Source organism: Bernardetia sp. ABR2-2B (genome assembly GCF_037126435.1).
Taxonomy (GTDB): Bacteria; Bacteroidota; Bacteroidia; order Cytophagales; family Bernardetiaceae; genus Bernardetia.
The window spans coordinates 2,199,134-2,212,227 of record NZ_CP147020.1 but is presented as its reverse complement, the minus strand read 5'-3'; the positions used below and the strand labels follow the sequence as shown (position 1 = coordinate 2,212,227).

Annotated in this window: 12 protein-coding genes; 10 read left to right on the top strand and 2 right to left on the bottom strand. The window is 33.3% G+C overall.

Annotated features, from left to right (window positions below; all coding sequences use genetic code 11):
* Positions 1-180 precede the first annotated feature (180 nt).
* The 7 genes from rpsO (at position 181) to WAF17_RS09215 (ending at position 8,189) form a co-directional block, all read left to right on the top strand.
* Entirely contained in the window at positions 181-468 is a 288-nt protein-coding gene (rpsO, locus tag WAF17_RS09245; protein ID WP_338769146.1) for a 30S ribosomal protein S15, read from the top strand.
* A 167-nt stretch (positions 469-635) separates the two neighbouring features.
* Positions 636-1,424, top strand: a complete 789-nt coding sequence (locus tag WAF17_RS09240; RefSeq protein ID WP_338769144.1) for a HipA family kinase — start codon at positions 636-638, stop codon at positions 1,422-1,424.
* Complete coding sequence (locus WAF17_RS09235; RefSeq protein WP_338769142.1) at positions 1,414-1,797, top strand: DUF3037 domain-containing protein; 384 nt, start codon at positions 1,414-1,416, stop codon at positions 1,795-1,797. Before WAF17_RS09240 ends, WAF17_RS09235 begins: the two co-directional genes overlap by 11 nt.
* A 226-nt stretch (positions 1,798-2,023) precedes the next feature.
* Positions 2,024-2,737 (top strand): leucyl/phenylalanyl-tRNA--protein transferase, encoded by a 714-nt coding sequence (gene aat, locus WAF17_RS09230; RefSeq protein WP_338769139.1) that lies wholly within the window; start codon positions 2,024-2,026, stop codon positions 2,735-2,737.
* Between the two features lie 94 nt (positions 2,738-2,831).
* Complete coding sequence (speD, locus tag WAF17_RS09225; protein WP_338769136.1) at positions 2,832-4,214, top strand: adenosylmethionine decarboxylase; 1,383 nt, start codon at positions 2,832-2,834, stop codon at positions 4,212-4,214.
* Between the two features lie 574 nt (positions 4,215-4,788).
* The gene (locus WAF17_RS09220) at positions 4,789-6,120 is read left to right on the top strand and encodes an outer membrane protein transport protein (RefSeq protein ID WP_338769134.1); all 1,332 of its coding nucleotides are present in this window, start codon (positions 4,789-4,791) and stop codon (positions 6,118-6,120) included.
* Between the two features lie 227 nt (positions 6,121-6,347).
* Positions 6,348-8,189, top strand: coding sequence for an SGNH/GDSL hydrolase family protein (locus WAF17_RS09215; protein WP_338769131.1), 1,842 nt, complete (start codon positions 6,348-6,350; stop codon positions 8,187-8,189).
* An 84-nt stretch (positions 8,190-8,273) separates the two neighbouring features.
* On the opposite strand, the gene WAF17_RS09210 is transcribed toward WAF17_RS09215, so the two are convergent.
* Complete coding sequence (locus WAF17_RS09210) at positions 8,274-9,356, bottom strand: acyl-CoA desaturase (RefSeq protein WP_338769128.1); 1,083 nt, start codon at positions 9,354-9,356, stop codon at positions 8,274-8,276.
* Between the two features lie 134 nt (positions 9,357-9,490).
* Here WAF17_RS09210 and WAF17_RS09205 point away from each other — a divergent pair, with 134 nt between their 5' ends.
* From WAF17_RS09205 to WAF17_RS09195, 3 genes are all read left to right on the top strand, one after another.
* Entirely contained in the window at positions 9,491-10,117 is a 627-nt protein-coding gene (locus tag WAF17_RS09205; protein ID WP_338769125.1) for a phosphatase PAP2 family protein, read from the top strand.
* Between the two features lie 57 nt (positions 10,118-10,174).
* Complete coding sequence (locus tag WAF17_RS09200; protein ID WP_338769122.1) at positions 10,175-10,642, top strand: DUF6438 domain-containing protein; 468 nt, start codon at positions 10,175-10,177, stop codon at positions 10,640-10,642.
* An 89-nt stretch (positions 10,643-10,731) separates the two neighbouring features.
* Positions 10,732-11,673, top strand: a complete 942-nt coding sequence (locus WAF17_RS09195; RefSeq protein WP_338769118.1) for a DUF3078 domain-containing protein — start codon at positions 10,732-10,734, stop codon at positions 11,671-11,673.
* Positions 11,674-11,820: 147 nt separating this feature from the next.
* Here WAF17_RS09195 and WAF17_RS09190 read toward each other — a convergent pair whose 3' ends face one another.
* Entirely contained in the window at positions 11,821-12,684 is an 864-nt protein-coding gene (locus WAF17_RS09190) for an RNA polymerase sigma factor RpoD/SigA (RefSeq protein ID WP_338769115.1), read from the bottom strand.
* Between the last annotated feature and the right edge of the window lie 410 nt (positions 12,685-13,094).

Sequence of the window (13,094 nt, the reverse complement as noted above, 5' to 3'; positions counted from 1 at the left end):
ACTTTTGCGCTCCATTCAGTTATCTATAAAGATGATTGCCGAGGTTGGATTTAGTCAAAAATGAATGAAAAACTTTGTTTTTGAATCACAAACTATAAATCTAAGACTGAATGGTGTGATAAAGAATTGACCTTAGCATTTAATCAAAACGTACAGTTTGTACACAAAATAAAATAAGAAATGGCAAGAGTTGCATATTTACCCCCAGCAGCAAAAGAAGAAATTTTTGAAAAAAATAGTCTTCAAAAAAGTAAAAAAGATACAGGTTCAGCAGAATCTCAAATCGCTCTTTTTACACACCGTATCAACTACCTTACAGAACACTTGAAAGAACACAAAAAAGACCACGCAGGTCGTTTGGGGCTTTTGAAATTGGTAGGTAAGCGTCGTAGCTTATTAGATTACCTTATCAAAACTGATGTATTGCGTTACCGTGCTATCATCAAAGAATTAGGAATCCGTAAGTAATCTAATCTTCAAAAAAAGATTTTATATAAAACAACTCTCAAAATTATTTATAATTTTGAGAGTTGTTTTTTTGTGAAAAGGTCTCGTGCTAAATACATAAAAAGCAGAGTAGAGTAAACTTTCAAAATAATTGCAAAACGACTTATATTTTGATTAATTTTGTAAGCATGAAAAAAACAGACATTCGAACCCTAGAGGTTATTCAATATTTACAACCTTTACGAGAAGGAGGTTCTCTTCCTGCTATTGTTAAAGGCGATGATGATTTTTTGTATGTCCTAAAGTTTAGAGGAGCTGGGCAAGGAAAAATGGCTCTAATTGCTGAGTTTATTGGAGGCGAACTTGCACGAGCAATAGGTTTGAAAGTTCCTGAATTAGTTTTTATGAATCTTGACGAATCCTTTAGCAAGACTCAACCCGATGAAGAAATTCAAGATTTATTAAAGTTTAGTGTTGGGCTTAATTTGGGCTTACAGTTTTTATCTTCTGCCATTACCTACGACCCACTTGTCAATGATGTAGATGAGATGATTGCCTCTAAAGTAGTTTTACTAGATAGTATTATCACTAATATTGACCGAACAGACAAAAATACTAATTTATTGCATTGGAATAATGAGTTATGGATAATTGATAATGGAGCAAGTTTTTATTTTCATCATAATTGGGAAAATTGGAGAAATCACTTGACCAGAACATTCCCTCTTATCAAAGACCATGTTCTTCTAAAAAAAGCCAAAAAACTAACTGAGGTTGCTTTAGAAATCAAACAAGCTTTAAGTCAAGAGAGAATTATTGATATTGTAAATTCCATTCCAGAAGACTGGCTAACAAGTGAATCTATTAGTCTAAATCCTCAAGAAATGAGAGAAGCCTACATCGAATTTATAACAACCAAACTTAACAATATTGATTTATTAGTCAAAGAAGCTACTGAAGCAAGATATGCAAGATAAATTTACATTCAAATACGCCATTATCAGAATTGTTCCAAAAGTAGAACGAGAAGAATTCTTCAATGTCGGTGTCATCGTTTTTTGTAAACGAAAAAAATTCTTAGATATCAAATATAACATTAGTAAGACCAAACTAAAGGCATTTTCCTGTGAAGTAGAATTTGAGTTATTGAATGATTATTTGAAAGCATGGAAACTAGTTTGTGAAGGAAATTCTTCAAGTGGGAAAATAGGTCAGTTAGAATTATCTGAGCGTTTTGGTTGGCTTACAGCCAGTAGAAGTACAATCATTCAAAGCTCCAAAACCTACTCTGGATTAGACAGCGACCCAGCAAAAGTATTAGAAAATATATTTGAAGCATTTGTTTCATAAGTTGTTTTAAACCCTAAGTGTATTCAAGACTCTTAGGGTTTAAATACAAATTTGCTTTCAAAAAGTATTTTCCAAACCCAAGGCAAACCCAAGGCAAACCCAAGGACGTAGTGATATATCATAAATCATAAAACAGATAGTTCGGTGAAACTAAATTGCTCACTAATAATTTGTTATTTACATTTACAAAACAACACCTTATTTTCTTTTTAAATTTATATTTTCTATGGCTTATCGTCTTAATCCTAATACACTAGATTTTCCTCCTGTTCAATATTCTGATGAGGACGGACTTTTGGCAGTAGGTGGAGATTTATCAGAAGAGCGAATTAAAAAAGCATATAATAATGGAATTTTTCCTTGGTATTCGGACTATAGTCCTATTTTATGGTGGTCGCCTAATCCACGGTTTGTTATCTTGCCCCAAAACTTCAAGTTCTCCAAAAGTCTTAGACCTATTTTAAGAAAAAGAGAATTTAGAGTTACTATAAATACAGCTTTTGAGAGGGTAATACAGCACTGTAAGATGAATAATCGCCCTAATCAACACGGAACTTGGATTACTACTGAAATGCAACAGGCTTTTATAAATCTTCATTATGAAGGTTTTGCTCATTCGATAGAAGTTTGGAGAGACGATAAGCTTGTAGGAGGTTTATACGGAGAAATTGTAGGAACTTGTTTTTTTGGAGAATCTATGTTTGCTTTAGAAAATAATGCTTCAAAAGTTGGTTTTGTAGTTTTGATAAAAAACCTATTGCATTACGGTTTTGAAATGATTGATTGTCAGGTTTTTACAGAGCATTTGGCTAGGTTTGGTGCTGATATGATTCCTCGTAAAGACTTCATACAACGATTGGAAAAAGGAAAAGAAAAGCCTTTTGATAAAGCAGTATTTGAGAAAAATTTTAATGATTCAGTCGAATTTATTTTTTCATAAAATCAGATTTGATTAATTATATTTGTCTTAAAGTAAAAAAACTAGCTGTTGTTGGTGTCCTTACCAACGACAGAAACAAAAATCAAAAAAGCCTTTGAACGCACTAGGAAGACATGTCATTGTAGAACTTTACGATTGCAAACCTGCACTTTTAGATGATGTTACGCACGTACAAAATGCTATGCAAAATGCAGCACAAGAAGCAGGAGCAACCATCATAAATCTTACCTTTCATCATTTTTCGCCGTATGGAGTTTCAGGTGTGGTAGTAATTGAGGAAAGTCATTTAGCTATTCATACGTGGCCAGAATGGGGTTTTGCTTCTATTGATTTGTTTACTTGTGGCGAAAGTACAGACCCTTGGAAATGCTATACTGTTTTGAAAGAATCTCTTGAAGCAAGTCATGGTTCAACCATAGAAATGCGAAGAGGACAATTAGAACTGTTGAAAAAAAATGACTACAAACCTTCTTCACTTCTTCAAAATCGTAAATCTATAACTGAAAATGAAAAACCTGTTTTTCAAGAAAAAAATCAAGAAGTAAGTAAAATAAGTAAAGAAATTTGGTTTACAGAGCGAGATGAAAATCTTGCTTTATCACTCAAACATAAAGGCAATTCATTATTCAAAAAACAAAGTCAGTTTCAGAAAGTAGAAGTTTTTGATACGTTTGCTTTTGGGAAAGCTTTAGTTTTAGATGGTTTGGTAGTGGCTACGCAAAAAGATGAAGCAGCATATCACGAAATGCTTGTTCACCCTGCTTTTACTTTTTACGATAATTTCCATTCTATTACTAATTCAGAACCTAAAAAAACAGGAATTAAAGTTTTGATTATTGGAGGAGGAGATGGAGGAACGGCAAGAGAAGTCTTGCGTTATGATTTTGTAGAAAAAGTAGTAATGATTGAGCAAGACAAAACGGTTACAGAGGCTGCTCAAGCTCATTTTGAAGGTCTTGCTAGTGCATTAGAAAATCCAAAGTTAGAACTCGTTTTTGCAGAGGCAAATCAATTCCTAAATAGTTATTCTGAAGAGGATAAAAAACAGTCTTTTGATATAATAATTGTAGATGCAGCTGATACGATTCAAGAGCCTGTTTTAGATACATTTTTCTTCAAAAAGTTATATGATTTATTAGGTGATAATGGCATTTTAGCTACTCAATGTGATGCGCCTCGTTGGCATCAAGAGCGTTTTGTAAGTATTATTAGTTCCTTAAAAAGTGTGTTTTCATTCAATCAAGATAACAAAACTGTTCTACCTTATTTGAGTTCGGTGGCTTCTCTTCCAACTGGAATGTGGGGATTTGCATGTGCGAGTAAAAATCAAGAAATTTTCACAAAAAATACAGAAGAAAATAAAGAATCTTCTCAAAAATCTTCTCTTAGTTTTTATGATGATTTATTTTACTACAATCAAGAAATTCATAAAGCTGCCTTTTGTCTTCCCAATTTTATCAAAAAAATAGTGAGTTAATCTCACAACTCTATTTTTTAATTTAGTTTTCTAACCTTTAATACTTAATCAAAAAGTTGTTTAAGAATGTAAATTTTTCCATAGAATTGGACTTACAAACCCAATTTTATGGAAAAATAACCCAGCCTTTGTTGGTGTTTTAGCGTAGCGACACCAACAAATAAACGTACAAAACCTATTCTTAAACAACTTCTCAAGAATACTTTTCGAAACTTGTAACCTATCTGTCTGATACCTTTAAGCTGTGCTGACAAATACCTGTTTTTGAAATTCAATTAAGGAGGGGGTACTATATCTAGCTTCTCATCTTGTTACTTTAGTGTTAAAATCATTCATATTAAAAAAATAATACTCAAATTTATTTCGTTAATTAGTATGTTAGCCGAATTTTTTATACCTTTTCAGTAAAAATAAGCAAGATAATTTATTCTTTTAACAATAAAATAGACTACTTTCTACTGAAAATGTAAAAAGTATTTAGGCTGTTTTTTTAAACTTCCGAAAAATTATTCTTTTGTTTTATTAATCAAATACATCATTAATTATTTATTCACACACAAACAGTGATAATTTTATGAAAAAATTTCTCAAAAAAGCCACCACTGGCATCATTGGAGCAGGTCTGCTAAGTGCAGGTGTACTTCTTTCAAGCTCAAATGCTATGGCAAGTGGTTATCAAGTTGTCTTGCAAGGTAGCCGAGTAACGGCAATGGGTAACTGTGCTGTCGGATTTCGTTCTGGTGCGCCAAGCCTTTTCTTTAACCCAGGTGCAATGGCAATGGAGCAGAATAGTTCTATTATGTTGGGAGCAAACTTTGTAAGTTCTAACGTTCAATATGCAGCTCCAAATAGTACATATAGAGCAGAAACAGATTCTCCTCTTGGTACACCTTTTTTCTTATATGGTATTTATAGTGTAAACGAAAAACTTAATGTAGGCTTAGGCGTTGTTACTCCTTTTGGTTCGACAGTAACTTGGGGAGATGAGTGGCAGGGACGTTTTTCTTTAAATGAACTTAGTTTAGCTGCTTTTGTTGTTCAACCAACAGTAAGTTATCAAGTTTCTGAAAAGTTCGGCATTGGTGCTGGTCTTGATATTGCATTTGGTTCGGTTTTTCTTCAACGTAGTGCTCCTTTAGAAGGGCAAGATGGAAGCTTGGTAAACGCCAAAGATGGAAGTGCAGCTCCAGCTGGAAGCAAACCTTATGCTTCACTAGAAGGAAGCGCAACACCTGCAGTAGGTTTCAATGTTGGAGCTTATTATGAAGCAAGTGAAAAGTTCTCTTTAGGTATAAACTATCGTTCTAAAGTAGATTTGACAGTAGAAGATGGTGAAGCCACTTTTATTGTTCCTAGCTTAGTTCAAACTCAATTTCAGGCAGATAAATTTAACTCTACTCTTCCTTTGCCTTCTGTATTTTCAATAGGAGCAGGTATAAAACCAACAGACAAACTACAACTTGCTTTAGAATGGAGTATGACAGGCTGGTCAGCTTATGAAGAATTAAAATTTGAGTATAATGCACCTGTATTAGGCAACTCAGAAACAGTTTCAGAACGTAATTACAAAAACTCTTCTGTATTCAAATTAGGTGCAGAATATATGGCTACCGAGTCATTAGCTCTTCGTGGTGGTATTTATTACGACCAAACTGCAGTAGATGATGGATATATAACTCCAGAAACTCCTGATGCAAACACAATTGGTTATACTCTAGGGTTAGGCTATACTGTTGGAGAACGTTTCACAATTGATGTTCATTATCTATTAGTAGATAAAGCAGAACGTGAAAATGTAGCTGCACCAAACTCAGGGGGAATTGATGGAACTTTCGAAGCAGGTGCAAATATATTTGGCTTTGGTCTTTCTTACAAATTTGGTGGTTCTACAAAGGCTGCTGAATAAAAAATAATAGTGATTAGTTATTAATGATTAAAGTCAATTATCAGAAAAATCATAGATAACTTAAAAAAATCATTCAGTTTATAAATAACATTGAATTAAATACGTTTTGATGGATTATCAAATAAAACAGGTTATATTCAAAGTCGTAATTTTTAATTCGTAATAGTTATAGTGCTGTTAATTTATTTATTATTTCAAAACACACAATAATTTAGCATATATTCATTATGAAATTATACAAAAAATTTTTCTCACGCCGGACAGGTGTAGCAATGCTCGCTACTATGGGGCTTTTTGCTTGTCAGCCAGAAATTGAAGTCGAAACCCCAGTAAGTGGTAGTGCAGACTTTACAACCTATGTAGCTTTAGGAAACTCACTCACAGCAGGTTTTGCAGATGGTGGAGTATATCGTGAAGCACAAATCAATTCTTACCCTGAAATGATGGCGAAGAGTATGCAAGAAACAGGTGGAGCAACAGGTTTCTCAACTCCTCTAATGCCAACAGGTAATGGTAGTGGGTATTTACAACTGCAATTAATCAATGGTGCTCCTACTCCTGTTCCTGTAGCTGCAGACCCTAGTGCATTTGCATCGATTGCTAGTGGAGGACCTTATCAAAACTTAGGCGTACCAGGTGCTAGAGTAAAAAACCTAACTCAAGTAGGTTATGGTTCATCACAAGGAAACCCATTTTATGCTCGTTTTGCATCTAACCCTGGAGCTACAGTAGTAGGAGAGGCAGCAGCTCAAAACCCTACTTTTTTTACTCTTTGGATTGGAAATAATGATGTTTTAGGTTATGCTACTTCGGGTGGCGACCAAGGAGGAGATGAAATTACTCCAGTAGAAGAGTTTAGAGCTGACTTTGATAAAATCATGGTTGGTATGGATGGTGCTAGTGGTGGTGCAATTGCTAATATTCCTAATATCTTAGCTGCTCCTTATTTCACAACAGCAGCGTACAATGCTTTTGTTATTGATGCTGCACAAGCAGCAGCTCTTAATGCTGGTCTTCGTGCAACAGTAGAAGCTGGAGCTAGACCACAGGTAGTGGCAGGAGTTACAGCAGTTGTTAGAGAACAGGTAACAGCAGGAGTTACAGAGTTTGTACGTGAAAACCAAGTAAGACCAGGTGTAACAGCAGTTGTAACAGATACTGTTAGAGCTAGAGTAACTAGAGGTTTACGTGCACAAATAAGACCTCAAGTAACAGCAGCTGTTAGAGCACAGGCTATACAAAATGCCTTAGATGCAGGTGCTTCACAAACTGCAGCAGAAGCTGCAGCAGATGCTTTTATTGCAAGTTCTGATGGACAGGCAGCTATTGAAGCTCAACTAGATACACAGATTCAAACACCAGAAGCACAAGCTGGAATAGAAGCTGAAGTGCAAAATCAGTTAGAAACAGATGAGGTAAAGGCGCAAATAGAAGCTAATATTGATGAACAAATGCAAAGCCCACTGGTACAAGCAGGAATACAAGCAGAGGTAGATACACGTATGCAATCTCCAGAGATACAAGCTACTATTGAGGAAAATGTACAAGCTCAATTGGAGACAATATTTGCTACATTGCCATCAGTTTCAGAAGGAGCAAATCCATTTGTTATTCAAGGTGCACCTAGTGCTACTAATCCAACAGGGTTACGTTCGGCTACTCCAGATGATTTAATTCTTCTTACAGTGCTTTCTTATACTGCTAGTCCAGAGTTTCAAGCTCTTCCAGTTCTTCCTGAAAGTCTTGTATTAGATGTAGATGAACAAGCAAAAGTAAATGCAGCTATTGATGCTTATAATGGTGTTATCCAAGATGCAGCAGGTTCAAAATATGCGTATGTAGATATTAACGACTTCTTTGGTAAAGTAATATCTGGCTTTTCTTATCAAGGTGTTACATATAGTCCTACTTTCGTAACAGGTGGTGCATTTAGTCTAGATGGAATTCATCTTACTCAGCGTGGTTATGCACTTGCTGGAAATGAATTTATTAAATCTATCAATGCAAAATATAATGCAAAATTATCATTGATTAATACTAATGATTATCGTGGTGTATTATTCCCTTAATCAAAATTGATTAGCTAATAAATAGTTAAATCTAAAAAGCCTTACAAAATTTATTTTTTGTAAGGCTTTTTTATGGTCTTAGAATTAAACCAATAACCCACTTTCTTCTTTTCCAAATCGTTTGAGAGCATTTACGTGAGCCATAAGGGCATCAGAAAATTTTTCATTGAGTAGATAAGGAACATCAAATTCAGCAGCTGTTTGCTGTACAATTTTTGATATTTCTGGATAATGAATATGACAAATTTTGGTAAATAAATGATGCTCTACTTGAAAATTAAGACCACCAATATACCACGAGAGTAACTTGTTTTTAGGCGCAAAATCTACGGTTGTGTTCATTTGATGAATTGCCCAATCTTGTTTAATTTCATTTTTTTCGTTAGGAAGTGGATGAGTCGTTCCTTCTACTGTATGCGCTAATTGAAAAATTACGGTAAGCACTAATCCTGCTATAAATTGCATAACCAAAAAACCAACGGCTACATTCAAAACAGGAATATCAAAAAAAACGATAGGCATTATCAATACAATAAAAGTATATATAATTTTAGATAGCATTAATTTTATAAATGTAACCCATTTTTTTTCTCCTCTTATGACATAGCGTTTGAATTGAAGAAAATCTTTTACAAAAACCCAATAAATAGTTTGTAATCCATAGAAAAAGAAAGCATAAATATACTGATACTTATGAAACCATTTTACTTCTGTATGAGGTGAGAAACGCAAGACAAATTTATCAGAAATATCATCATCTTGATGAACCACATTCGTAAATGTATGATGCAATAAATTATGCTGTACTTTCCAGTTATCAACCGAACCACCAACTAAAGTGAGCGTATTTCCCAACATTTTGTTTACAAATTCTGAATGAGAATATGAACCGTGGTTAGCATCATGCATTACACTCATTCCAATCCCAGCAATTCCAAATCCCATTATTGCCCAAAGAATAGTCGAAACAATAAAACTTGGATTATAAGTTAATATATAAACAAAGGGCAAAATGTATGAAGACAATAATATGATTGTCTTGATTACCATACCTGTATTGGCATTTTTACTAATATTATTGGTAACAAAATAATCATCAACTCTTTTTTTGAGTGTAGGAAAAAATAAACTCTTATCTTTAGGCTTAAACTTTACGTAATTTTTCATAATTGGTGGTTTTCACAAGATTTAGTGATTACTAATTGTGTACTACAAATTTAGTCTTTTAGGAATAGACTTTAGAATATATTTTGATTTTACCGAATAAAAATTGAATTCTATTTCAATAAATACTTCAAAAAATGACCTTCATAGAAAAAATAGATCAATTAGATAAACAACTTTTATTATTTTTAAATGGACTTCATCATCCTTTTATGGACGATTTGATGTGGTATATTTCTTTAAAATATACTTGGATTCCTATTTATCTAGCTTTGATTTTTATTCTTTATAAGCTCTTTGGGGTCAAACACTTTTGGAAAATAGTTTTGGGGATTCTCATTTCGGTAGCTTTAGCAGACCAGTTTGCATCTGGGTTTTGCAAACCCTTTTTTGAGCGTTTTCGCCCTTCTCATAGTCCAGAAATAGAAAATTTAGTTCATATTTTAAGAGATTATAGAGGAGGGAAGTATGGTTTTATTTCTTCTCACGCTTCTACTACTTTTAGCTTGTCTTTTTTTGTTTTTTTAGCTTTAAAGCGTTTTGATAAACAAATTTGGGTAAAAATTTTGCGTTATGGTTCCCTTATTTGGGCTGCCTTAGTAGCTTATTCTCGTGTTTATTTGGGCGTACATTATGTAGGCGATATTTTGGCAGGTGCAGTAGCAGGAGTTTTGATAGCTTGGTTTGTTTTTTGGATTTATACTCTTTTAGAAAAACGTTTTTCTGTATCTTTGCAAAAAACTTCTGATAGCTTCTTAGAGTAAGGGAGTAGAAATAGAAATTTCCAAAATTCAAACAGTTAATAAATACCCTATCAATCAATGAAAAAATATTTCTTACTTTTTGCTTTACTTTTCTCTCTGTTGCTTTGTAGTAGCTTATTTACTTCATGCAAGTCTTCCAAAACAGAGAGTTTTTTCGAATTAAAATATGCAAAATCAGCCTGTAAAGGTCGTTGTCCTGTCTTTGATTTAACAATTAGAGATGACCAAATGGTAGTTTTTAATGGGCGAAAATATACAACAATTGTCGGAATTGTTCAAATAAAATTATCTGATAAAAAATATCAAAAACTGCAAGACTTAATAACAGGAAGTCAGTTTTTAGAAACTGATGCAATTGGCTATAACCGTCCTTTTGATATTCCTGTTACTACATTAGAAGTTACCAAAGGAGAAAAAAACAAAAAACAAATTGTATATCTAGAAAAACCCAAAAACTTAGAACCACTATTAGCTTTTTTGGATATGTTAGTTATTGAAATACAAGCAGATAGTAGAACAAACTAATTTATTTCATGAAAAAATTAAAAAATGTACTGTTTTTGATAAGTGATAAGTAAATTCAATATTATCTCTTATTTTTTCAATAAAAAAAAATGAAACACTTCAACTTTTTAGTCATCGCTTTTTTACTTCTACTTTCTTTTCCAGCTCTTTCACAAGATACTACAAACGTAACTACTGATGGAATTGCTACTGTTCCTGTCGAAGAAATTAAGATTTGGAAAAAAGGAGGTTCATTTTCTGGAACTTTTGCTAATGTAGGACTAAGTAATTGGGCAGGAGGTGGACAAAGTTCGATTGCCTTAGGTGCAATTCTGAATTTGAATGCAACACGAAAAACAGAAAAATCTACGTGGGAAAATATCTTAACTATGCAATATGGAATGGCAAGAGTCGGTAAAAGTGATTTTAATTTATTCAAAAAAACAGATGATAATTTCCAGTTTGATTCTAAATACAGCTATAATTTGGCTAAACATTGGAGTAGTGGAACATCTGTAAACTTTCGTACGCAAATGGCACCAGGTTATTTTTTTGAAAGGGATTCTTTAGGAGAAGAAAAACAAGGACAACTGATTTCTAATTTTCTCTCTCCTGGTTATTTGCTTTTTGCAACAGGTATTCGTTATGAAACCAAAATTTTTAGTATGCGTTACTCGCCTTTGGCTGCTAAGTTTACCTTTGTGATGAATGATTCTTTGGCTGCAGCTGGTGCTTTTGGAGTAGAAGAAGGACAGAACATTCGCTCTGAGTTTGGTTCTAACTTTGATGCTGCACTTACTTATGACGTAATGGAAAATGTAAAATTGAGTTCTACGCTAAATCTTTTTGCTAATTATGAAAACCTAACACAAATAGATGTAAACTGGGAAAATTTGATTGTTTTTAAAGTAAATAAATATCTTACGACAAGTTTTTCTACGCAATTAATCTATGACCACGATATTCTGATTCCACAAGAAGATTCAGAGGTTTCTAAAAGAGCTATTCAGTTTAAACATGTTTTGAATATCAATGTAGGTTATACATTTTAGAAAACTCTCTATACCTACAAAACTTATTCTTAAATAAATCTAGCCTTTGTTGGTGTTTTAGTGAAGCGACACCAACAAATACAATAAAAAAAACCGAAATTCAATCAATTTGAATTTCGGTTTTTCTATTAAAAATATCAGTCAATATTAACCCAAATAAGGTTTCAAAGCCTTGCTACGTGTTGTATGACGAAGACGACGAATTGCTTTTTCTTTTATCTGACGAACACGCTCACGAGTAAGATTAAACTTCTCTCCAATTTCTTCCAAAGTCATTGGGTGTTCTCCATTAAGTCCAAAATAATAGGTAATTACATCAGCTTCACGAGGAGTGAGTGTTGATAAAGCTCTTTGAACTTCACGACGAAGCGAGTCATTCATTAGTTCTGAATCTGGCTTGTCTTCTGTATCATTTTCCAAAACATCAAGAAGTGTATTGTCTTCTCCTTGAACAAATGGAGCATCCATAGATACGTGACGACCCGAAATTTTGAGTGTATCAATTACTTCTGCTGGAGTAATTTCTAGTTCGTCAGCTAATTCTTCTGGAGAAGGCTCACGCTCATAACGCTGTTCTAATTCAGAAAACGTTTTTGAGATTTTATTAAGTGAACCAACACGGTTGAGAGGAAGACGAACAATACGAGACTGCTCTGCCAATGCTTGTAAAATTGATTGACGAATCCACCAAACAGCATACGAAATAAACTTAAAACCACGAGTTTCGTCAAAACGTTGTGCCGCTTTAATAAGACCTAAATTTCCTTCATTGATAAGGTCGCCCAAAGAAAGCCCTTGATTTTGATATTGTTTTGCAACAGAAACTACAAAACGCAAATTGGCTTTTGTCAATCTTTCTAATGCTATTTGGTCGCCATCACGAATACGTTTTGCTAATTCTACTTCTTCATCAGGAGTAAGTAAATCCACTTTTCCAATCTCTTGGAGATATTTATCTAGTGATTGACTTTCTCTGTTGGTTATCTGTTTGCTTATTTTTAGTTGTCTCATCTATTGGGGTTTCCTATGTATAAAAGGTGGTCAATATTTTTAAGTTTTTATGGCGTTTGTGTATAAAAACTGGATACTTGTCTGTGATTTCTACTTATATAACTTCATACAATTACTGACTTTATATAAAATTACTTTTCTTAATCTGCTAAAATAGAACGAATTAGAAAGAATTTTGTTTTAGCATTGATTCAAATTTAGTAAAGAAAATATAGAATCAATACATATTTTTTAGTAAATAAGTATCGATAAATAACTAGCAAAAATCGTTCTAAAAAATGACTGTCAGTCTAATTTAGTGGTAGCTTAGATGTAAGAGGGATTTAATATATTATTAATATAAATACGTAAAAAATGATTTTATTCAAAATAAAATACTGTGTTTGATAATTTTTGTGAAATAAATTACT